The 23789-nt window shown below is 58.7% G+C and carries 14 protein-coding genes; 4 read left to right on the forward strand and 10 right to left on the reverse strand.

All coding sequences use genetic code 11. The features are described 5' to 3' along the window. Nucleotides 1–30 precede the first annotated feature (30 nt). The 9 genes from N6P30_RS08650 to N6P30_RS08690 all read right to left on the reverse strand — a co-directional run bounded on the left by N6P30_RS08650 (nt 31) and on the right by N6P30_RS08690 (nt 18994). On the reverse strand, nt 31–432 hold the full coding sequence (locus N6P30_RS08650) for a DUF6911 family protein (protein ID WP_032664656.1): 402 nt from the start codon (nt 430–432) through the stop codon (nt 31–33). Beyond that, nucleotides 422–13066 (reverse strand): hemagglutinin repeat-containing protein, encoded by a 12645-nt coding sequence (locus N6P30_RS08655; protein ID WP_154827320.1) that lies wholly within the window; start codon nt 13064–13066, stop codon nt 422–424. Before N6P30_RS08655 ends, N6P30_RS08650 begins: the two co-directional genes overlap by 11 nt. A gap of 14 nt (nt 13067–13080) precedes the next feature. Further along, nucleotides 13081–14778, reverse strand: a complete 1698-nt coding sequence (locus N6P30_RS08660) for a ShlB/FhaC/HecB family hemolysin secretion/activation protein (protein ID WP_023293720.1) — start codon at nt 14776–14778, stop codon at nt 13081–13083. A gap of 182 nt (nt 14779–14960) precedes the next feature. Beyond that, on the reverse strand, nt 14961–15914 hold the full coding sequence (locus tag N6P30_RS08665; RefSeq protein WP_023293719.1) for a GlxA family transcriptional regulator: 954 nt from the start codon (nt 15912–15914) through the stop codon (nt 14961–14963). 26 nt (nt 15915–15940) lie between these two features. Beyond that, complete coding sequence (locus N6P30_RS08670) at nt 15941–16720, reverse strand: MBL fold metallo-hydrolase (protein ID WP_023293718.1); 780 nt, start codon at nt 16718–16720, stop codon at nt 15941–15943. Between the two features lie 123 nt (nt 16721–16843). After that, nucleotides 16844–17644, reverse strand: a complete 801-nt coding sequence (gene nlpA, locus N6P30_RS08675) for a lipoprotein NlpA (protein ID WP_023293717.1) — start codon at nt 17642–17644, stop codon at nt 16844–16846. 139 nt (nt 17645–17783) lie between these two features. Continuing rightward, nucleotides 17784–18182 carry a type II toxin-antitoxin system VapC family toxin gene (locus N6P30_RS08680; RefSeq protein ID WP_023293716.1) on the reverse strand — a complete coding sequence of 133 codons (399 nt, stop codon included), beginning with the start codon at nt 18180–18182 and terminating at the stop codon, nt 17784–17786. Next, on the reverse strand, nt 18179–18445 hold the full coding sequence (locus N6P30_RS08685; protein ID WP_023293715.1) for an antitoxin: 267 nt from the start codon (nt 18443–18445) through the stop codon (nt 18179–18181). The genes N6P30_RS08680 and N6P30_RS08685 overlap by 4 nt, the downstream gene beginning before the upstream one ends. Nucleotides 18446–18574: 129 nt before the next feature. Beyond that, on the reverse strand, nt 18575–18994 hold the full coding sequence (locus tag N6P30_RS08690) for a GNAT family N-acetyltransferase (protein WP_008500129.1): 420 nt from the start codon (nt 18992–18994) through the stop codon (nt 18575–18577). Between the two features lie 140 nt (nt 18995–19134). On the opposite strand from N6P30_RS08690, the gene N6P30_RS08695 reads away from it, so the two are divergent. After that, entirely contained in the window at nt 19135–19431 is a 297-nt protein-coding gene (locus N6P30_RS08695) for a YicS family protein (protein WP_021242704.1), read from the forward strand. Nucleotides 19432–19492: 61 nt separating this feature from the next. Here N6P30_RS08695 and N6P30_RS08700 read toward each other — a convergent pair whose 3' ends face one another. After that, the gene (locus tag N6P30_RS08700) at nt 19493–20443 is read right to left on the reverse strand and encodes a LacI family DNA-binding transcriptional regulator (protein ID WP_023293714.1); all 951 of its coding nucleotides are present in this window, start codon (nt 20441–20443) and stop codon (nt 19493–19495) included. A gap of 293 nt (nt 20444–20736) precedes the next feature. On the opposite strand from N6P30_RS08700, the gene N6P30_RS08705 reads away from it, so the two are divergent. From N6P30_RS08705 to N6P30_RS08715, 3 genes are read left to right on the forward strand one after another with little or no spacing between them, the layout of a single operon-like run. Further along, complete coding sequence (locus tag N6P30_RS08705) at nt 20737–21051, forward strand: PTS sugar transporter subunit IIB (RefSeq protein WP_008500132.1); 315 nt, start codon at nt 20737–20739, stop codon at nt 21049–21051. 11 nt (nt 21052–21062) lie between these two features. Continuing rightward, nucleotides 21063–22391, forward strand: coding sequence for a PTS sugar transporter subunit IIC (locus N6P30_RS08710; RefSeq protein WP_023293713.1), 1329 nt, complete (start codon nt 21063–21065; stop codon nt 22389–22391). A 17-nt stretch (nt 22392–22408) separates the two neighbouring features. Further along, nucleotides 22409–23785 carry a glycoside hydrolase family 1 protein gene (locus N6P30_RS08715; protein WP_021242701.1) on the forward strand — a complete coding sequence of 459 codons (1377 nt, stop codon included), beginning with the start codon at nt 22409–22411 and terminating at the stop codon, nt 23783–23785. The last annotated feature ends 4 nt before the right edge of the window (nt 23786–23789 follow it).

Consider the following 23789-nt stretch of genomic DNA (forward strand, 5'->3'; position numbering starts at 1 on the left):
CAAGTGATGCTGTAGTCTGGGATTTATACATCAATTAAGAAGTTTCGTTGATACGTTGCCAATATCGAAGAACTCTTTAAAGACCCTGACAACAAGATCAAAATCTTTTGTCAGTTGTCGTTCAGGCCAGTAATCCCCATAAATCTGTATTTTTTTCTCCATACCAGATTTCGATTTATCCCAATAGGAACGAACCGTTAAATCAGATTCCGAGCACTCTAGTAACGTCAAGAGATAGAAGCCATCATCTGTAGATACTTCTAAATTCATCGGCCCAATATCAGGTTCGGGGACAATGCGGAGTCTTACACCGCCAGTATTCCCCCTCAATTTCATCAGGAATTCTTCTACATCATTCCACTTGGGGGCACGAACCCGTGAAAAAGAGTTTCTGGTGTACAGATAGAAATCGACTTCAAACTCATCTTTCATAAGTTTCGTTCCTGGTGAATTTTTTCATCCCTTTTTCCCAATACAAAGTATCTCCGCTTTTCTCTTCAAAAATAGTAAGCGATTTCAAGCCAGATTTTTCAGCCATACTTTTTATATCGCTGAGACAGTAACCGCAAACTGGCTTACCAGATACTTTCATTTCCATGCTACGACCCGTTGTCATACCCTGCTCGTAGGCTTGTTGGATAGTACCAACTTCTGCATGAGCGGTAGCCATATTTCCATTTGGGAAATTTTTATCCGGTTGGTTAATTACTTTTGCCTGCACTACATCATTGATAAGCGTTGGCTTGCTGGCATCCCCCAAGAAGAAATCAGCTCTGTTCCCCTGATTCGTATCCGTGAAGACTTTTCCTGTCTGAGGATCTGTCAATTCAGCAGTAACTTTGGGAATAGAAGAATGGGCATTTTTATCAATAGACTGAGAATTCTCTGTCCAGCCAGCACCTTTATTTGGAGAAACAATACCTGTTTCAGTTTTGGTGATAACGCTGTTCCCTGCTGCGCCACCAAATATAGCAGCCGTTCCGAGACCAACATTCAGAGCTCCGTTACTATAGTTACCATCAGCAATCTGACCTATCCCCGTACCTGTCTGGTATGCACCTCCCGCAGCCACAACTCCACGCACCAGAGTACCAGGGGCTCCAGGAAGGACCATCAAAGCATCTGTACCCACTGCGGCTTGACCTGACTGAACACCGTGCATTTTCAGATAGCTCAGCGCCTCATTATAGGCTTTGGCATCAGCTGCCGATGCCACAAAAGCTCCGCCCTTCGCCAGGGACTGTATCGCTTGTGCCGCTTGCTGCTCTGAGTAACCGTAAACAGTCTGGAGTTCATAGCCATACTGATTAAGTAACCCGGCAAGTTCTTGCTTTTCTGCATCATTCAGCTGACCATTCTGGTATTTATTCAGAAGCCCATTATTGGCTTTGTCCTCATTGGTCAGACGAACAATATCCTGTGATGCCTGAAGAAGGTTCTTACCATTTTTTTGATCTTCAAGCGCTTTATTAAGTGCATCATTTTTTGAAGCGCTAAGGAAGTTATTCTCCACAGTATTCTTTCCTGCACTGGCTCCAGCCGCCGCACCAGCCGTATTTCCCCCGGCAATCCCGCCAGCTATGCCCGCTGAAACAGATGCCAGCGTACTCACGGTCTGCTTCTGCTCTTCCGTCAGCTTCGACGGGTCAGTATCGGGATAGAACTGTTTGGCAATCGCTGTCGCAATCAGTTCGCCGGATGCGGCCCCCACAGCACCCGCTGCGGCACTGTTGCCCTGAAGGGCTGCGGTTACGCCGCCGAGGATGGCATGGGCAATCGCTTTTGCCGCCGTATCGTCATCAATGCCTGCATGATGGCCGATGATGTTCGCCAGCTCCGGTGCTGACGCGCCCGCCAGCGCCCCTCCGATATTGCCGCCCGCCAGTCCCTGCAGCGCTGCCGTAGCCGCCTGGATGCCGCGCTGCATGGCGCTGCCGGTTCCGTAGGTCACCATCACGTTTTTGTATGCCTGGGTATCACGCAGTTTCGCAAGATAGTTCTGGCGCTCTTTTTCTGTCGCATTTGCGGGGAGTGTTGCGCCGGTTTCTTTCTGGGCCGCCTTCAGCCCGTTAAGATCACCCTGCGTCCTGGCAATATCCGCCACCTGGCTACCAATGTCGCTGATCATCCCAACTGCGTTCAGGCGGTTCTGCTCTTTCTCCTTGTCGAAGATTGGGCTGATGCTGTCGTTGGCATGTTCGGTGTCGCGGCTCAGATCGGCCACGTCCTGCTTCTGGTTTGCTTTGTCGCGGATAGTGAGGGAGCCCTCTGCCACGGCGGCATGCGTGGTGCCTTCCTTATGGCCTTTATTACCCGCAGCGGAGATCATGCCGCCCGGCAGGTTACCCTGGAATTTATCCCCGAAGCTGCCGCCGCCGCTCAGGCTGATACCGGAGTGCGAGGTTTTAAAGTCCGCTTCGTTGTGGATATCGCTGAAGCCCAGCGTCCCGGTATCGAGGCTGTTTTTGTCCGGCGTGGCGGTAGAGGCGATAACCGCTCCATCAAGCTGGGTATGATGCCCCACGGTGATATCGAAGCCGCCGTCCCCGGCATACAGCCCGGTTTGTTCGGCCACCGAATCAAAGCGGCTCTTCATCTTGTCCTGGCTGGCGTTGATATAGCCTGAACCGGACATAGTGCCGAAGGTGAAGCTGCCACCCGCCGCAACGCTGGTCTGCTTGCTGTCGTAGTCGCTGTTGTTCTGCTGGCTGCGCATCAGCAGGTCGTGACCAACATCTGCCACGATTTTATTGCCGTTAACCTGAGCGCCATCAAGCACGGTGTCGTGCCCGCTTTTTAGGATGACGTTTTTGCCGCTGTCGATGGTGGTTTCGGTCCAGTCGGTACCGTTGCCTTTATCCTTGCCATGCGCGGCGTTGACGTTGGCAAACACGCTGATACCCGCACCGTTGCCGCCGGCACCGATGCTCACGCCAATGCCGCCACCGCTGCTGCTGTTCTTGCCGCTGGTTCTTTGGGTATTCGCCGCGCCGGACAGCAGAATGTCGTTCTGTGCATCCAGCGTGGTGTCGCCCCCGGCTTTCAGCTGGCTGCCCGCAATCACGATGTCGCCGCTGTTCGCGCCTTTGTTTTTACCGTTCGCGGTGATAGCAAGATTGTTGCCTGCGTTCAGCGTGCTGCCTGCCACCGCATCACTCTCAGCATGCTGCTGTGATTTCGACTTCTGGGTCGTCAGCGAGAGGCTCACACCCATTGCGTTCGGGTCACCGGTGGTTGCCGCCATATCCGCTGCCTGCCCGGCCTGCACGCCGGACAGCACCGTTTTGGTGGCCTGAAGGGCTTTCAGACGGCCATCACTTTGCTCTTTGGTCTCCTGCGCCGCGCTCACGGCATTGTTAATAGCGCTACCGACGGTGCCGGAGAGCGCCACGGTGAGCCCGCTTTTCTTCTGCTCGAAGGTTTCATCCCGGGTGCGCTTGTCGTGCCCCGGCTCGATGATGACGCTGTCGCCGCTGAGGCTTAAATCTTTCCCGGCGATAAGATCCGCGCCGCCGATATGGGCCTGGTTTCCGGCAGAAATCGCGACGTTACCCCCCGTCGAGCCCACCGTACTGAAGCTCTGACTCTGGGTGGTGCCTTTCTCACGAAGATCGTGCGTGCTTTTGCTGCTGCCGATGGTGAAACCAATCCCGCCCGAGCCCATCAGGCCGGATTTTTTCTCTTCCTTAAAGCGCCAGGAGGTATCGCTGTTCGTCGCTGCCACGATATCGACGTTGTTGCCCGCCTTAAGCTTCACGTCGCCGTCGCCCGCCACGGCGGAACCGTTCACCAGCAGGTTATTGCCCGCCACCACCTGCACGTTATCGCCGCTCAGCAAAGAGCCGGATTCACGCGTCGCGCTGTTCTCCTCGATGGTGTGGGTGGTTTTCTTGCTCAGGAACCCTTTTTTGGTTTTGGTCTGCTCTTTGTAGTGATAATCGCTCTCGGTTGCGGTATTGAGATTGACGTCACGGCCCGCCGCCACGCCGATATCGCCCTTCGCCGTCACCTGCGCGGCTTCGGTGGTGACATCGCGTCCGGCGAGGATCTGGGTATTCGCCCCGCTGGCGATCTCGGTTCCCTGCTGGCGTACCGATTCGTTGATGACGGTTTTCTTGCCTGACCTATAGCTATCGCCCTGCGTGGTCTCTTCCGCAGCCAGATTCACGTCGCGACCCGCCTGCAGCCCGACGCTTTTCTCCGCCGCCAGCGCGGCGGCCTGAGCGTTGATATCCTGTCCGGCCTTCAGGACCAGGTTATCGCCTGCGGAAATCGTGGTGCGGTCGAGCCCGGTGCTGTGGGACTCGCTTTTCCCTTTACGGCTGCTTTCGCTGGTCTGTGCCGCGTTCAGATTGAGATCGTTGCCCGCGCTCAGCCCCGCGCTGCCGCCCGCCTTCACGTCGCTGGCGGTCACGTCAAGGTTGTGCCCGGCGTTCACCAGCAGATTGCCGCCCGCGGTGACGTTACTGCCCTGATACGTGACGGACGAACGGCTGGTTTTCGCCCGGCTGGAGCTGAATGCGTCGTTGATCTGATTCGCGTTGACGGCAATATCGCCCCACGCGTTCAGCAGCATATCGCCGCCGGAGGCCAGGTTCGCCCCGGTAACGGTGATGTTTTTCCCCGCCTCAAGCGACAGGCCATCCTGCGCGGTAATCGACGCCGTGTTGCCCAGCAGGGTGTCTTTCAGGCCGATCTTGCCGTACTTCCCTCCGGCGTTGATATCAATCTGCTCAACCTGGGTCAGGTTGTTGATGCTGCCGTCCAGGCTCTCCAGCGCGACCGTTTTGCCGCTGATGGTGGAGCTGATGTTATTGATATCGCCGATGGCGCTCAGGTTCAGGTCGCCGCCCGCTTTCATCAGGCCGTTGTTGAGGTTGCTGATGCTGTTCTGGCTATCGAGCGTCAGGCTGTTTTTCGCCAGCAGCGAGCTACCGCTGTTGGTGATGTCGCCGCCCTTCAGGGTGACGTTGTTACCCGCGATCACGCTACCGTTATTGACGGTGACGTCCTTCGGCGACAGGTAGAGTTTCGGCACCATCACGGTTTCGCCGTTGACGGTGGCTTTCTCCCACCACAGCAGGCTGTGGTCGAGCGCGGCAATCTGATCGGCGGTCAGCGAGACGCCAAACTGCAGGCCCAGCGACTGCTGCGCCGCCGCGGCGTTGTCCATCAGATAGCGCATCTGATCCAGATCGGAGCCGATGCCGTTCAGGTAGCGGTTACCGGTCTGGTTGAGCACCACGTTGGAGACATAGCGGGTATCGAACGCCGCATCGCCGAGGAAGCGGTAGTCGTAATCCGGGTTCAGGTTGAGGCGGCCGAGCATGTAAGACGAGCCGAGGAACTGCTTCTCGTCGGTAAACGCCAGCCGCGTCTCCTGCGGCGCCGTGGACGACGGTTTGACCCCGAGCATTGCGTTCAGGTCGGCAAACAGGGCGGGATCGAGCTGTCCGAGACCGTTCAGTTTCGGGTTGATGCCGATCAGGTACGGGCTTTTCGGGTTGTCGGAGAAGACAAAATAGCCGTTGTTGCCCGACGGCAGCGGGTAAGCACTGGTATCGACGCGCTGGCCCTGGTAATGCCCGACGGCGCCGCCCTGAGCGGTTCTGAGATCGGCGGTGGTGACCCCGGCGTTCGCCAGTGCGCCCAGCTGGCCGAGGTTCGCGTTGCCTTTCTGCGTGGTGCCAATGTTGCTGAGAGGCGTGCCGGACGCGCCGCCGTTTTCCAGCGCGCCGCCGCCGTTAAGCTGCTGCAGCGCACCCTGGAGCTGATCGTTCCACTGCGGCGAGTTCACCGCCACGGTGCCGGTATTGCTCAGCCCCTGTTTTTGTACGCCGCTGCCGACGCTCTGGTTGCTGAGGGTGTTCAGCGACGGCGTGGAGATAACGTTGCTAACGCCGCCCGCGTTCGCAGTGGTATTGGTGTTGCTGATGTTACTGGTGAAGTTTGCGGTGACGTTACCGCCCGCCTGGATGACGGCGCGGTATAACGAACCTGCTTCAAAAGAGGAATCATGTCCAGTTAGTGCAAAGGTTACCGAATCATTATTGAAGGTAATATTTTTTGCTGAAGACATCTCATTTGTGGCGTACTTAGGCTTAACATTTTTGTATTTAGAAGCATATTCATAAACCAGATACTCATTCTGAATACCTTCTTGCCAACTTTGGTTATTAAGCGTCCCGCCTGCAAGAACGATGTTTCCTTCTGCAAGGATATTACTAGCCTGGTTATCCAGAGACGTTGCGTACAGATCTAAGTTTTTTCCTGAATTGATACGACCAGCAGGATTATTGCCTCCGATAACCGATGTTACAGTACTTGAAGTTACAAATTTTTGCGTCGAAGTGTTCTTAAAAGGTGCATAGTAATAAGCCATCGCCTTATGGTAATTACACCCACCATTCTGCCCGCCTGCACAAGTACCTGTTTGCCATCTTTCTAACTGGGAGTAATAACCATAACTTCCTTCTGCTAAGGCTGTGACAGGAACATTTATAATCGATTCACCCGTCATCCAGCTTTCTGTTGGTACTGCGTTACGCACAGTTGTTGCTTGCAGACCATCCCTTTGGTTCAGCAAATGCCCCGTCCTGATCGCAATATCCCCGCGCTGCGTCTCAATATTCCCCGACGTATTCACCACCTGGCTGTTCGCATTCCCTGCCGCATCCCGCTGCATCCACAGGTTGTTTCCCGCCATGATGTCGCCGCGCTGGTTGGTGATGCTGTCGGCAAACAGCGCCAGGTTATTCGCCGCGTACAGCAGCGCGGTGTTGACGATGGCGCCCGGCGCGCTCAGAGTCAGCGAGCCGCGCGTGCCGGTGAAGCCGTCCACGGTAATGTTGCTCCGGCTGGCCACGGTGATATCGCCCCCGCCCTGCACCGAACCCGCGGTGTTCAGCGCCACGCTGCTGCCGGAGAGCGTACTCGCGCCGCCGCCGGTGGTGATTTGTCCGTTGTTGCTGAGCTGCCCGCCCGCGTTCAGGTTGACCGACTGCCCCTGCAGCACGCTGCGGTTATCGATGTCGCTGCCGCTGTTGATGGTGAGGGTTCTGCCTGCCGCCACAGCGGTTCGGCTGGTAAACGCGTTCGTCAGCTGCAGCGTTAAGTCCCCCAGGGACACCAGCTGGCCGGTAAGGTCCAGCCCCCGGCTCTGCAGCCACAGGTTGCCGCCGCTCAGCAGCTTGCCGCCCGCGCTCTGGGTTACCTGGTCCGCGCCAATATTCAGCTGCGTGTTGCCGAGCAGCGTGCCGCTGTTGTTCAGCTGGCTGTAGTTAACCGTCAGCTGTCCCGCCTGGGTGGTGCCCTGGCTGGCGAAATTGGTGCCGGTCAGGGTGGCGCGATCGGCCACCCACGTGCCGCCGTTGGTGGCGTTTGCCGCATTGAGTATCAGGTCGGTGGCCTGCAGCCAGCCGGTGCCGGTGAACTGCGGCGTGCCGAGCGTCAGGCGCGCGCCGGAGAGGAGTCTGCCGTCGTTACGCGCCTGCGAGGAGGCGGTCACGCGCGTCTCGCCGCCGCCCTGGATCAGGCCGTAGTTAAACAGCGCGGGCGTGGTCAGCGTCAGCGCATCGCGGCTGACGATTTCGCCTCCGCTGTTGTTGGTCAGCGTCCCGCTGAGGGCCAGCGTCGCGCCGTTATCGCCCTGCAGACGTCCGTTGTTGGTGAGCGCCCCGGTGGTGATGCCGAGCGTACCCCCCTGCATTTTGCCGTCGCTGGTGACGGAGGCCGCCGTGACGTTCAGCGCCCCGCCGGACAGCAGGGTGCCGCCAGACTGCTGGCTGACCGCGCCGGTCTGGCTGAGGGTCAGGCCATTCACGCCGCTGATGGCGCCGCTGTTGCTGAGCGTGCCGCCCGTCAGCGTCAGGTTTTGCGCCGCCCACTGGCCCTGGTTCGCCAGCGTCGCGGCCTGCAGCGTTGCCGCCCCCAGCGCGGTGATCCTGCTGCCTGCGGTTCCGGTGAGCGTATCGGCCAGCGTCATCTGCAGCGCACCGGCGCTCTGCACCGCGCCGCTGTTGGTGAGCGACCGGGCGTTAAGCAGGATGTTCTGTGCCTGCCAGCTGCCGGCGTTGGTCACTGCCCCGGACGCAATCGTCAGCGCGCCCTGGGTAAGAAGCTTGCCGCCTGCGCCGTTGATCAGCTCCTGCTGCGGCGCGGCCATCGCCATGCGCGCCATCAGCCGCTGCTGCCCCTGAACGGTCAGGCTCTGCAGACCGGTTAATGTGCCCTGGTTGTTAATGCTGTTCTCATGCAGCGCGAGGGTGTTCCCCTGCACGGTACCGCTGTTTTTAAGCGTGCTGCCGCCGAGCGTCACCTCGCCCTCGCTGAGGAGCTGCCCGCGGTTATCCAGCGTCTGGGCGGTGATATCTGCCCGGCCCTGGCTCATCAGCGAGCCGGCTGAGGTCAGCGTGCCGCCGGTCGTGGCCGTCAGCGTTCCCTGGCTGAGCAGAGACCCGCCGTGCGTCCAGTCGCTGGCGCGGATGTCCGCGCCGTTCCCCTGCAGCGTGCCCTGCGTGGTCAGCTGGCCTGCATCCAGCGTCAGCATGCCGCCGGAGAGGGTGCGCGAGGTCGCGCCCGTGGTCAGCGTGGTACCGGTGAGCGCCAGGCCGTTCGTTCCCTGCATCAGCCCGCCGTTGTTCATATCGCGGGCAGTGAGGGACAGCGTACCGCCCGTGATGCGCCCCGGGTTCGCCAGGGTATCCGCGGTGAAGGCGGTCGCGCCGCCGCTCTGCAGCAGCCCGGTATTCGTTAACGCCCCGCTGAGCGTGCCGCTGAGTCCCGTCTGCCCGTTCACCGTGCCGCTGTTGGTGAGGGTGGTGCCGGTCATGCCCAGCGTGGCGCCCTGCAGCGTACCGGCGTTCGTCAGCTGTCCGCCCGCCAGCGTGAAGCCGCCGCCGGAGAGCCATTTACCGTTCAGCTCGTTGATAAAGCGGTCGGCGGTGGCGTTAACCGCGTTGCTGCCCTGCATCAGGCCGCTGTTGCGCAGCTCAGTACCGCCTGCTGTCAGCGTTTTGCCCGCCACCGTGCCGCTGCTGGTCAGCGTCGTCGCGTTAAGCGCGGCATCGTCGGTGGCAACGATGTTCCCCGTGTTGGTCAGGGCATTGCTCAGGCCAAAATCCAGGCTCTGCGCCTGAATATCACCCCGGTTCGTCAGGTCGCTGCCCCGCAGGGTGAACCCGCCCTTCACCAGCAGCAGGCCGGCGTTATCGAGCGTGTCGAGGGATAAGTCCAGAGGACTGCCGCTCACCAGCTGCCCGGTGGCGCCGTTGCTCAGCGCGCGGGTGGTCAGCGCCAGCGTGTCGTTGCCCTGAAGGATCCCGGTGTTGTTCAGCTGCGCAGCCTTCACCGTGAGGGCTTTCCCGGCCAGCTGGCCGTCGTTGAACAGCTGCGCCGCCGTCAGCGTGAACAGATTCTGGCTGAGCAGGGCGCCCGTGTTATCCAGCCTGCCGGTCGCGGAAAGCGTCAGGGCGTCCAGCGTCTGAACGCTGCCCTGGTTATTCAGGCTCCCGGCGTCAAGCGTCGCGCTGCGCCCCTGAAGGCTGCCCGCGTTGCTGAGGGTTTGTCCGCTGAGCGTCAGGGTCTCGCCGCCCGTCACCTGCCCCTGAGGCTGGTTCGTGAAGGTGTTCCCGGACCAGGCCAGCGTGCTGCTGCCCTGAAGCAGGCCGCTGTTCTGCAGGTCGCCCCGCAGGGTCAGCACTTTCGCCAGCAGCTGGCCCCGGTTATCGGTCCTGTCGGCCTGGACGTCCAGTGCCTGCTGGCTGAGCACCTTACCGCTGTTGGTCAGCGTGCCGGTTACCGCCGCCGTCACGCCCGCTTCCCCCAGCGCGTTACCGGTATTCATCCACTCACCGGTGGCCAGGTTCAGGGTGTTGCCCTGCAGCAGCCCGGCGTTGTTCAGGGTGGTGTGGTGCAGGTCGAGCGCGCCGCCGGAGAGCAGCATGCCCGCCTGCTGGTTGCTGAGCTGTGTCCCGGTCGCCGTGAGGGAATGTGTCCCCTGCAGCGTGCCGCCGTTGGTCACCGACGCGCTGTTAAACTGCGCGTCGGTACCGGCCATCAGCCCGCTGTTCGTCAGGCTGGCGGTGGTCAGCGTCAGGCCGTTCCGGGCAATCACCCGCCCGCCGGCATCGTTGCTGGCCTGTCGGGTCAGGTTCAGCAGCAGCGCGGTGGCGCTGAGCTCGCCGCTGTTGGCCAGTGTGTCGCCGCCGAGCGTCAGCGCTCCGCTGCTGCGCAGCGCGCCACGGTTAGTGAGGTCTGCCACGCCGAGCGTCAGCGCCGAGTCCCCCTCGACGGTGCCCTGGTTTTGCAGGCTGTCCGCCGTGATGTGCAGGTCGCTGGCCGCAATATTGCCCGCGTTAGCAAACGCAGTGCCGTTCAGGGTGAGCCGGTCGTCCGCCAGCAGGCGTCCGGTATCGGTGTTGGTCAGGCTGAGGTAGTCGCTGCTCAGGCTGACGCCGTTGATTTCTCCCTGGTTTGTCAGCGTATCGCCCCGGAGGCGCAGCGTGCCGTCGGTGGTGATAAGCCCGCTGTTAGACAGCACCGGAAGGTTCAGCGTTAAATCCTGCGTGCTGTAGACCGATCCGCCCGCGAGGTTTGTGAGTGACCCGGTCTTCAGGCCGAGCAGGGTGGTCCCCTGCAGCAGTCCGCTGTTCTCCACCGAGGCAGCGTCCAGCGCCAGCGTACCGGCAACCAGCGTACCGCTGCTGGTGATGCGGTCAGGAGCCGTCAGGGTCATGCGATCCGCTTTTGCGACGCCGGACTGGAGGATGTTCTGTCCGCTGAGCGCGATGGCGCTGGCGGTAAGCTCTCCGCCGCTGGTCAGGTCGCCGGTTGCGTTAAAACTCAGCGCGTTACCGGTGGATTTCCCGGCGTGCGCAATCGTGCCCGCCGTCACCGACAGAGCGCCTTTCGCCGCCTGCGTGCCGTTCAGCGCGGCATTCTGCGCCTGCAGGGTAAGCCCCTGCCCGCTCTGCAGATGCGCATCCTGGCCGGTGGTCAGGTCGCCGGTGCTGACGGTTAAGGCCCCCGCCGCGTCCGTCTGCCCGTTCAGGCTGGCGCTGCGGGTCGCGGAAATCTGTACATTGCCCTGGCTGGTGGTGCGGGACGCCTGACCGCTGGTCAGGGTGCCGGCCTGCGCCGTCAGCGCTGTCGCGCCGGACAGGGTGCCGTTCTGTTCAAGCGTGTCTGCCGTCACGCTCATCGCGCCGTCAGCCAGCAGGCTGCCGCTGTTACGCAGGGCCTGCTGCGCCGTGACGTTCGCATTGCCTTTCGCGCTCAGCGTGCCCCGCTGCTCCAGGGTATCAACGCTCAGCGCCAGGTTGCCTGCGCTCTGCAGGGTACCGCTGTTAGTGACCGTCTGCCCCTTCAGGGTGACGTCGTTACCCTGCACCGTGCCGCCGTTTGTCAGCACTCCTGCGTTCACGTCAAGGTGGCCTTTCGCCGCCAGCTGGCCGCTGGTGGATACCCTGTCGCCGGAGAGGGCAATGTCACGCCCCGCATTCACCTGCCCCTGATTACTGACGGCGCTGCCCGTCAGGCGGATATCGCCCGTGGCATCGGCCCGGCTCTGGCCGTCCAGCACCAGCTGCCCGCCGCTCAGGGCCAGATTCTCTCCTGCCGAGACCGCGCTGGCCGTGGATGACAGCGTGCCGCCGCTGCTGAGGGTCGCGCGGGTATCGCTACCGCTGCGGGTATTCGTCAGCGTGATATCTTTCCCGGCCGCCACGCTGAGCGCGCCTTTGCTGGTGGCGCTGCCGCCGCGCTGCGTCAGGCTGCCGTCGGTGGACAGCGTGGTGTCGGCCTGACCCGTCAGCGTCGCATCCGCAAGCGCCATTCCCTGTTTGCTCGTGACGGTTAGCGCCCCGCCCTGTGCCGACACGCCGCCGCCGTTTACGGTCAGGGTAGCTTTACTGTCCAGCGTCGCCGCGCCGCGGGAGACCAGGGAGGTATTGCTGAGCGTCATCCCCTGCCCGCTGCTCACCGACAGCGCGCCCGCGCTGTTTGTCCCGCCGCCCGTCGTCTGCACTTTCCCCGCAGCGGAAAGGCGCATATCGCCCTGGCTGGCGAGCGTGCTGTTATTGAGTTCCATATCCTGCGAGCTGGCCACATTCAGCGCGCCACCGGCCTGATGGCTGCCGTTGAGGACCACTCCCGCGCCGTTCGCGGTAATCGAGCCGCTGGCCAGGCTGTTCGTGACCGTCAGTTTCCCGCCCGCGTCCAGCTGAATATCGCCCTGGCGCGCGGTGAGGTTGCCGAGGTTCACCCCCACGCCCGTCTCGCTGGAGACCAGGCGGATACGGTTCGCATACATCCCGCCGAGCGCGCCGGTATCCACGGCCACCACGGGCGCGGCACCCTCACCGGCAATCGGCCTGACGCTGCCGTCCGTGCCCACGCGGTTCGCCCCTGCCGTCACCTTCAGGTCGTTCGCATGTATCGCGGCGTTCACTTCCGTCGCGCGCGCAATAATCGACAGCGCGTCGCTCTTGCTGGCATCCAGCCCCTGGCCTTCAACCGTGATGGCGCCTTTCGTCACCTCCAGCGCCTGCAGGTTACCGCTGGCGTCGAACTGCGGTTTCCCCGTGGTCAGGGTGACGTTCGGGGTGTTGATAAATCCGCACCCGTTACAGGTAATGCCGTACGGGTTGGCCACCATGACGTTTGCTGCTTTACCGGCGACTTCCGTATAGCCCTGCAGCTGCGAGCGGCTGGCGCCCGTGACTTCGTTGATAATGCCTTTCGCTTCCCGCCCGGCCTGCAGGTTGGGGTTGTTCTGGATAAGCCCGCCCAGCTGGGTCCGGGTTAAACGGTCCGTGCCGTTGTTGAGGATAAGCCCCTCTTTGCCGACGTTATACTCACCGAACTGGTTATGCGAGATACCCGCCCCGTTGGGCGTGGCGATGTTGACGACCGGCACCCCGTTCCCCGCCCGATCGACCGTGGTCTGCCCGGTCGGCGTCAGCGCCGCCGCGACGGCAGGTGCCATCGGCTGCCAGACCATCAGGCCGCAGACAATCCAGCTGATCAGACGCTGCGAGAAACGAACGGGTGGGTGACGGGTATCCATAGTCGTAGAGTCTCTTAAAGCATGAAGGCAATGCGCCAGTTAACGCTCACATGATCCGGGCCGAGCCAGTCGGGGTAGTGCAGGGGCGTCCCGACCGAAATCTGGCTGCTGTACCCGCGCCCTGCGCTGTTCAGTCCCACCGAAGCGCCCCACAACGTGCCGGAGGCAAAGCGGTCCTGACGGTCTTTTTCCAGCCAGCCGCCGTCAACGGCGACCGTTGCGCTCACCGCGCCAATCACCGGAAGGGTGAACAGGGAATATCCCAGCTCGTTGCGCCAGTAGCCGCCGTTGTCCCCGGACAGGTACTGCTCTTTAAAACCGCGCACGGAGCTTTCGCCGCCGAGCGTCAGGCGCTCGGAACCGTACAGCCGATCGGGCGACCACTGGCCGTAGGCGCTGGTCAGCCACCAGGAATTACGGGTAATCGGCCGCTGGAAGCTGGCGTTCAGACTCCATTTACGGAATTCCGCGCGCGGCATATCCCCGGACTTATCTTCGTCGGTTTCGGCATTGAACCACGGCATGCCGTGGCTCCAGGTCGGGTTGAAGGTCGCCACGCCGCCCAGCATTTTTTGCGTGTGCGTAATGCCCAGAATCAGGCTGGAGAGGTTGCGCGTGCTGCTCTGAAGCGGCGCGTCGTTGAGCCAGTTGCGGCTGGATCGCTGAACCACGCCTGCCGCAATGCCGGTTTTCACCTCCCCGTTGCGGAAGACCACCCAGGACGCGTTAAGGCGGTGGGTTTTGGTATCGCCCGTGGAGAGCCAGTTGAATCCCTGGTTACTGATGGTGGTCCGGTAGTTACTCCAGGCGTAGCTGTAGTCCAGTAATCCGTAGCCAAACGGCACGCTGACGCCCGCCTGGAAATTCTGCGCATCGTACGCGCTGGCAAAATCGCTGCTGCGCCCGCCGCTGACAAACCATTTATCCGCCAGCCCCAGCATATTATTGGCGGTGAGCACGCCGCTCAGCTGATCTTCGCCGGTACTCTTCTGCCCGCTATTATCCAGGCTTACCGATGCACTTAAGGGAAATTCCGGCTTTGCCGTAAGATTAACAATGGAATATCCGGCCTGCGTTCCCGGAAGAATTTCAATCTGAACCGGCTCGGTACGCAAACGGTTAATTTGCTCCATGCCCTGTTCGATGTCGCGTAAATTAAGGATGCCGCCCACCCGTCCCGGAAACGCCATTTTTAGCATGCGCGGCGTTTCGCCTTCCAGACGGATCGCTTCCAGTCTGCCTTCCAGCACAACAATATTCAGCTGACCGCCGGAGAGATCCTGCTCGGTAAGAAAAGCGCGGCTGGTGATATATCCCCGGCTGATATACCAGTCAGAAATATGGGCGAGAAGTTCCGTTATTTTCGCCATATCCAGACAGCGGCCCTGCCACGGCGCGACAAGGGTCTGCCGGTTTTTCGGGGAGATTAAGGTCGCACCGGAAAGGGTAATGGTATGAATGGTGAAACAGGGTCCGGAGCCGGAAACAGGCAGCGGTCTGGCGGGCGCGGGGCGAGGAATACTCCGCTCCAGCTCCTCACGCTGTTGCTGGTTCTGTAATAAAAGCTGCTGCTGTTGCTGTTGAATGGAATCGCGATCGGCTGGCGATAAAGGTGCAGCACTCACCCTCGCTGAAAAAAGCGAAAACAATAAGATAGCAACGGCATAATTTACTAATGAAATTATTCTAATTTTTATTTCGGCGCTATTCATCCATGCCACAAAAATGTCCGCAATGATTATTTCTGTAATATAAGAGTTTTCTTAAAGCGAGTATATCTAATTTGAATTAGGGCTCCTAAAATTAATAGTTATTTCAGAAGAGTGAGAAGGATATTAAGAGAAAATAAGAAAGGATTTAACTCACCCTTAAATCTTGAGTTAGCCGTAATACACTAGGCATGAAGCCGAAACGTCTTTCGCCACTCCGCCGGACTCACCCCAAAACGCGCCTTAAACTGCTGTCGCCAGGTGACGGCGGAATTAAATCCCACCAGCTCAGCCACGCGTTCAATCGGCATATTTCCGGCTTCCAGCAGGATTTGGCTGCGCCGCAGGCGTTCGGCGGTCAACCAGTCGGCGACGCTCATCCCTGTAGCGTTAACAAAATGACGAGTCAGGGTGCGGCGGCTCATCGAGACCACCTCAGCCAGCGAGTCCAGACTATGTTGTTCGGTGATGTGCTGCTGCAGGTAGTCGATCAGGCAGTTAATGCGCCCGTCGCGGGTATCTTTAGGCACCGGCTGGGCGATGAACTGCGCCTGCCCGCCCTCGCGGTGGGGCGGAACAATCATCCGGCGGGCAATCTGGTTAGCAACCACGCTGCCAAAGCGCTGGCGAATGATATACAGGCAGCAGTCGAGGGCTGCGGCAGTCCCGGCGGAGGTGATGATATTGCCGTCATCCACGTAAAGGGCATTAATATCCAGCCGAACGTTCGGGAAGAGCGACTGAAACTGACGTTCGAACTCCCAGTGGGTGGCGGCACGTTTGCCGTCGAGGATCCCCGCCCAGGCCAGCACAAACGACCCCAGACACAGCCCGACGATTTCTGCGCCGCGGTCTCTCGCCTGTACCAGGCTGTCGAGCAGCGTCTGGGGCGGGCGTTCAAGAACGTGCTGCCAGTAGGGAACGACAACAATATCGGCCTGCCCAATGGCGGTAAAATCCTGCGTGGCGTTGAGGGCAAATCCGTCTTTTGAGGTGAGGAACCCTGGCGTTTCGGCGCAGATCGTCACGTTAAAGCGCTTTTCTCCGGAGACCGAGTCCCCAAACAGAATGCAGGGAACGGAGTAGTGGAACGGGCTGAACCCGTCTACTGCGACAATCGCGACGTTGATTAGCGACATCTGTCTCTCCTTTCCCTTTCAGACACTCAGAATATAACGGTTTCGCCATCCTGGGGAATACTCACCGCGTCACTCACCTGGTTGGCTTCTACGTACTCACGCAGCGCGCTGCGGGTTAACAGACAGTGGTTAATGGCCTCCATATGGCTCGCCACAATGTTGGCCTGCGGCAGCAGGAAATGAACGTTAAGCACATCTTCCTGCCCCATAATAATGGGCCCAAAACCAATGACGTGGGCATAGCCAGCGTTCAGCACCACCACGTCCGGCTGGTGCTTTTGCAGATCGGCCGCCACCTCGTCACGCCAGACGGTATCCCCGGCAAGGTAGAGCGTCTTCTCATCAGGATGACGCAGCACCACGCCACAGGCTTCGCCCAGCCGCTCCGCCAGTTCGGGCACGGCGTATGCGCGATCGGTACCGTGCTGACCGCCGTGGGTTTTCGCTATCCGGATATCACCAAAGGTGGTTGCGTCGGCCATGACCGTCAGGTTGCTAAACCCCTGGCTGCGCAGCAGCGCGGCATCACGGTCGTTTTGCACGTAGATCGGTTTGTCTTTGGCGATCAGCTCCGCCGCGGCGCGATCCCAGTGATCGTCATGGGTATGGGTGACGATCACCGCGTCGGCGTCCAGCAGCGTGTTGACGTCTACGGGGAGTTCGACCGTCGGGTTACGGCGTTCGGCATGGGCCGTGCCGGGGAAGCCCGGATAAGCGCCCTGCGGAGCCAGCATAGGGTCGATTAAAAAACGTTTTCCGGCGTAGGTAATCAGCTGGGTGGCGTTGCGAATGTGGGTGATGTTCATGGGCTATCCTCCGGTTGGTGTGATAAGGAGGATAGCCAGCCGTCGCGCGGCACGCTGTGGGTTAAAGAGCGATTACCGATGAAATCGGGCCAATTTACGTCACCGTGCTTTATGCGGGTACTTTTACCAGCCCGGCACCGCCCCGCCATTAAAGATCGTCTCCGCCGCTTTCGCCACTTCAGGCGACTGATACGACTGGATAAATTCCTTCACGTTCTCCGCGTCTTTGTTGTCTTCGCGCGTCACCACGATGTTCACGTACGGCGAATTTTTGTCTTCGATAAAGACGCTGTCATGCACCGGCGACAGCCCGGTTTGCTGGATATAGGTGGTGCTGATGATGGCGACATCCACTTTCGGGTCGTCCAGCACGCGCGGCAGCTGCGCCCCTTCGAGCTCCATGATTTTCAGCTGCTTAGGGTTGGCGGTAATATCCAGCGCCGTCGGCAGCAGCCCGGTATCTGGCTTCAGGGTGATGAGCTTCTCTTTTTGCAGCAGCAACAGCGCGCGGCCAAGGTTGGTCGGGTCGTTTGGAATGGCAATGGTTGCGCCGTCCTTCAGGCCAGACACGGATTTGATTTTGCGGGAATAGCCGGCCATCGGGAAGACAAAGGTGTTCGCCACGGCCACCAGCTTGTAGCCATGCGCCTTGTTATCCTCTGCAAGGAACGGGCGATGCTGGAAGACGTTGGCATCCAGTTCCCCCTGGTTGGTGGCATCGTTAGGCAACAGCGAGCCGCTGAAGCCCACCAGCTCCACGTCAAGGCCATATTTCTCTTTCGCCACCTTTTTGGCGACTTCCGCCACGTCCTGCTCGGCGCCGTTGATGACGCCGACTTTAATGTGTTTGGCATCGCTGCCACTTTGATCGCACCCGGCCAGCAGCAGGCCAGCCAGTACCAGAGCACCCAATCGACGTTTCACAAGACAGTTCCTTTTGCTGAATGTTGTAGTGACTATATCGACAACGAGGCGGTGAAATAAAAACCGAAAAAGAATCAATAAGAAGGATAAGTTATATGCGGGTATGGCCGGGTGGCGCTGCACCACCGGGCATCAGGGATCACAACGTTGTCGTCCAGTCCTCAACGGCAAGCTCCTGCACCATTCTGAATGCACGATCGTTAGTAACGATCGTTGTTCCCCGACTGATAGCATGTGCAGCGATCAGTTGATCGAGATCCCCCATCACTTTCCCTTTCTTTTCCAGGGTTGCACGGAGTTCACCGTACGTTGCTGCGGCGTCGCTGTCCCAGTCGCAAATCGTGATGGTATTGAGAAACTCCCGGATTGTTTCTTTCAATCTACTGCTTTTCTTCTTGTCAGCACCATACAGCAATTCCGCTTCGGTAATGCTTGAGATACAAACGTCACCCGGCGCCAGACATGTCATTCTGCTTACAACCTCCGGGTGTCGTTTAAACAAGTGACTCACAATATTCGTATCCAGCATATGTCTCATGAGCATGCTCCATCCAGAGGGTCTCTTGTCGTAACACTCTGATTGCGTTCCTCCTTGCTCAAAAACGTATCTGGTACGTTCGTTTCTGCCAGCATGCGGAGAAAATTATCCCAGCTCTTTATTAGAACAGGTTTTGCCGCCAAAACGACATTCCCCTCCTCATCCCGTCGGATGTAGACGCTCTCCGTATCAAACGCGAATTCAGCAGGCAGCATAACGACCTGATTCTGACCCTTTTTGAATAGTTTTGCTGTGCGTTCCATTGCTATCTCCATGGATGACTTGACCAGGCCAAAGCATGCGCCACGGCCCGAAAAGAAGACAAGCAACACGTTTTAAATTAGGAAAGCGGCTCGCAATAAATAGCAGAATGCATAATGACAGAAACGGGCTTAAAGGGCTTTCGCCAGGTAATGTCGCTGCATGCCCGGGTACGGATAATCCTGCAAAGACATCTGCAGCTGGTACCCCTGTTTTTCATAGAACGGACGCGCCTGGAAGCTGACGGTATCCACCAGCGCGTGCTTGCAGCCTTTGCGTCTGGCTTCATCTTCCGCCGTTTTGATGAGCTGGCTGCCCACGCCGGATCCGCGCACGGCATCGCTCACCCAGAGAAAGTCGATATTCAGCCAGTCGCCTTTACGCACCCCAATGAGCCCGCCGAGCATGGTGCCGATGTCGTCCCGCACGTAAACGCCAATATCCCCGCTGAATGTGGAGAGATCCAGAAACTGCGCATTGTAGGCTCTCAGACCCGTGAGTAACTCTTCTTTTTCCTGCGCCGTAACCGCATGAGTAATGCTCAGGTGCATATTTTTCTCCTTGTTATCTGTGCCGTTTCACTATCTCACACACGCAACGTGGAGAAAATTCATACTTTCGGCTGGCGTCGCTACACTGAATGTAACGATATATTTCATGGGAAGCCTGTGACGTCAAAAGGGGGTTGTTGATGAAAGCTGCACACCTTGTCTGCCTGCTGGTTTGTCTGCTGTTCGCCGCGTTTGTCCATGCTCAGGAAAAGGACGATCCGGCGAAAGAGGCGCAGATTAAGCAGCAGGTCCTGAAAGATATTAAGAAAACCTGTACGCCACAGAAAAAGCAGAGCGATAAGGCCTGGCAGGCGATGATTTTGTCGTCAGAGGCCAATCAGCTGCTGATCAAAAATGCCGTTACCGCCGTGAAGCGTGACAACCTGGACGCCTACTGGGCGGCGATTGGTCAGGTGGATTGTATGGAAGATTACTGAGGGCTGGAAACGTGCTTCTCGCCGGGTGGCGGCTGCGCCTTACCCGGCCTACACAACATGTTTAACGCTTACGCACGTCTGGAATGATCAAATCCCCGCGCAGCACATACGAACCCAGCATCTGCGTTTTCTCCGTCAGCCAGCTCACGATACGCGCCGCCATGGCATCCATAGAATATTCAATCGCCGGGATTACCGGAATACCCGGCAGGTGCAGCGATCCGGCCAGGCTAAAGACCATAATGTCGTCCGGCACGGATTTATTAAACGCCTGCAGCTGCGGGATCACCCGCTGGGCTTCCTGCTCGTCCGCCACCAGCAGCGCGTTGAAGTTCAGCGTGCTGGCGTTATTCAGCAGCTCCTGTAGCGCAACGGACGACGAGGTCGCGTCCATGAACACAAGGTTGCGATTAAAGGGCAGGAAATTTTTCTCCAGCGCGTGCTTGTAGCCGAGCAGCACCTGGTCAGCAAAACCGCTGCCGTGCGGATGGATCAGGGCAATCTGGCGTCGCCCCTGGCTGGTCAGGTAGTTACAGGCGGTTTCGGCGGCAAAGGCGTGATCGAACTGGATGCTGTTGGAATTATCAGACTCCATGCAGTCCACCAGAATGACGTTGTCCATGTCGACGTCCAGCGGGAAACGCGCGCCAATCACCAGGATGTCATCGCAAAGCCCGCAGGAGAGTTCCTCAAGAGCGTGCATCACTTCCGCTTTGCTGTGCGCGAAACGCAGCAGCAGGTGTTTTTGATGCTGGCTGAGCTGTTTTTCCAGCGCGTAGAGATAACCGGTGGTCTGGTTAATGTTTTCCTGGGCGCAAATCACCCCGATACAGCCCGTCGACTGGCTCAGCAGCGACTGGGCAATCACATTAGGCCGGTAGTTAAGCTCATCCACTGCCTTCAGAACGGCCTGACGGCTGGCTTCCTTTACGCCACGCGACCCACTCAACACTCGCGATACCGTGGCTTTAGACACCCCGGCAAGACGTGATACATCATTGATTGTCGACATCTCTTTCCCCTGGCAGGCTTACCTCGCGCCTGCAAATTCCATGACCGCTTCGGCTCACATTATAGCCAGAGCGGAGTATATCCGTTTCCGTTTTCCATGGAAACCGATTTTCCGTTTCCACTCAAAATGATGTCAAAACAGCCAAATTATGTGACCTGCATCCGGTTAATTAGCCTCATAAGTATTGGATCTTGATGGTTGTCACAGTTCTGTCTTTTATCAATGGAAACCGGTTTCCGTATAATGTCCAATCATCCTCGCAATAACTTTTTACATTTAGAGGATGGTTGTCGATGTTCAAGATTATGCTGTGCTGCTCTGCCGGGATGTCCACCAGCCTGTTGGTCAGCAAAATGGTCGATGTCGCGAAAGAACGTGGTTTGCCGGTGAAGATTGATGCGTACGGTGTTTCCGAATTTGATACGCAGTTTCCGCAATACCAGGTGGTACTTCTCGGACCGCAAGTGAAATACATGTTACAGACACTCTCAGACAAGGCGGCGACGCATGGCATTCCGGTGCAGCCCATCGACATGATGGACTACGGCATGCAGCGTGGCGATAAAGTACTGGACTTTGCTCTGTCGCTCATCGAAGCGGCACACTAAAAGGTGTTCACATGAGTTCGTTATATCAATCCATGGTTGCGGTGATTGAGCAGTCAATTACCCCGCTGGCCGCGAAGCTCGGTCAGCAAAAGTACGTGATTGCCATCCGCGACGGCTTTACCGCCGCGCTGCCGTTTATGATCATCGGCTCGTTTATGCTGGTGTTCATCTTTCCGCCGTTCTCGGCGGATACCACTAACAGCTTCGCCCGCGGCTGGCTGGATTTCTCCCAGACTTACCGCGAACAGCTGATGCTGCCGTTTAACCTCAGCATGGGCGTGATGACCTTCTTCATCTCGGTAGGGATTGGGGCGAGCCTGGGGCGTCAGTTTAACCTCGACCCGGTGATGTCCGGCCTGCTGGCCTTTATGGCCTTCCTGCTGGTCGCCGCGCCGTATGCCGACGGCAAAATCTCAACCCAGTACCTCTCCGGCCAGGGCATCTTCACCGCCCTGATCACCGCCATTTACTCAACCCGCGTGTACGCCTGGCTGAAGCAGAACAACGTCACCATCCGCCTGCCGAAGGAAGTGCCCACCGGCGTGGCGCGTTCGTTTGAGATCCTGATCCCGGTGATGGTGGTGATCGGCACGCTGCACCCGCTGAACCTGTTCATTGAAGCGCAGACCGGGATGATTATCCCGCAGGCGATCATGCACCTGCTGGAGCCGCTGGTGTCCGCGTCTGACTCCCTGCCCGCCATTCTGCTCTCCGTGCTGCTGTGCCAGATCTTCTGGTTCGCGGGTATCCACGGCTCGCTGATTGTTACCGGCATCATGAACCCGTTCTGGATGGCGAACCTCTCGGCAAACCAGGCGGCACTGGCCGCAGGCGCGGCGCTGCCGCACGTTTATCTGCAGGGTTTCTGGGATCACTACCTGCTGATTGGCGGCGTCGGTTCCACCCTGCCGCTGGCCTTCCTGCTGCTGCGCAGCCGCGTTACCCACCTGCGCACCATCGGCAAAATGGGCGTCGTGCCAAGCTTCTTTAACATCAATGAACCCATTCTGTTCGGCGCGCCGATCATCATGAACCCGATGCTGTTTATCCCGTTTGTGTTTGTTCCGCTGGTCAACGCCTGCCTGGCGTACGGCGCAACCAAGCTCGGCTGGCTGGCACAGGTGGTCTCGTTAACCCCGTGGACTACGCCCGCGCCGATTGGCGCCTCGTGGGCGGCGAACTGGGCGCTGAGCCCGGTGGTAATGTGCCTCGTCTGCATGGTGATGTCGGCGCTGATGTACCTGCCGTTCCTGCGCGCCTATGAGCGTACGCTGATTAAAAACGAAGAGCAGAAAGCCCAGGCTGCAACCGTGGGTGCCGCTGAAGCCACAAGCAATTAAGTCAAAGAGGAAGGGTCATGAAATACGCATTTCCCGATAACTTCTGGTGGGGCAGCGCAAGCTCCGCTCTCCAGACGGAAGGGACACGAGAGGGTGAAACCACGTGGGACTACTGGTTTGCCCGCGAGCCGAACCGTTTTCACAACGGCGTGGGGCCGCAGCACACCTCCACGTTTTATCAGCACTGGAAAACGGACATTCAGCTGTTAAAACAGCTGAACCACAACAGCTTTCGTACCTCGATTAGCTGGGCGCGCCTGATCCCCGACGGTATCGGTGAAGTGAACCCGGACGCGGTCGATTTTTATAATCAGGTCATTGATGAGCTGAATGAACAGGGCATCACGCCGTTTATCACCCTGTTCCATTTCGACATGCCGATGGCGATGCAGGAAATTGGCGGCTGGGAAAACCGTGACGTGGTGGACGCGTACGCTCGCTATGCGCAGATTTGCTTCGAGCTGTTCGGCGACCGCGTGCTGCACTGGTTTACCTTCAACGAGCCGATCGTGCCGGTGGAAGGCGGTTATCTGTACGACTTCCACTACCCCAACGTAGTGGATTTCCGCCGGGCGGCCACCGTGGCGTATCACACGGTGCTGGCCCATGCGAAGGCGGTTCAGGCCTACCGCGCCGGGCACTACGCGGGGGAGATCGGCATCGTGCTGAACCTGACGCCGTCGTATCCGCGTTCGCAGAACCCGGCAGACGTGAAGGCGGCGCACGTTGCGGATCTGATGTTTAACCGCAGCTTCCTCGACCCGGTCCTGCGCGGCGAATACCCGGCCGATCTGGTGGCGCTGCTGAAATCTTACGACCAGCTGCCCGCCTGCAAGCCGGAAGACGGTTTCCTGATTGCGGAAGGGAAAATCGACCTGCTCGGCATTAACTACTATCAGCCGCGTCGCGTGAAGTGTCGCGACAGCGCGGTGAACCCGCAGGCGCCGTTTATGCCGGAATGGTTCTTTGATAGCTACGAGATGCCGGGCCGCAAAATGAACCCCTACCGCGGCTGGGAAATCTACGCGCCGGGTATTTACGATATTCTGATTAACCTGCGCGACAATTACGGCAACCCCCGCTGCTTTATTTCTGAAAACGGCATGGGCGTCGAAAACGAGCAACGTTTTATTGAAAATGGCCAGATTAACGATCAATACCGCATCGAGTTTATTTCCGAACATTTAGCCTGGCTGCATAAGGGTATTAGCGAAGGGTGCAATTGTCTTGGTTACCATATGTGGACGTTTATTGATAACTGGTCGTGGTGTAACGCGTATAAAAATCGCTACGGATTTATCCAGCTCGATTTAAAGACGCAGCAGCGCACCATTAAGAAAAGCGGGGAGTGGTTTGCCGCCACCGCCTTAAATAATAGCTTTGATAAAGAGTAATGAT

It is taken from the genome of Enterobacter sp. PL1 (genome assembly GCF_945957325.1).
GTDB lineage: Bacteria > Pseudomonadota > Gammaproteobacteria > Enterobacterales > Enterobacteriaceae > Enterobacter > Enterobacter roggenkampii.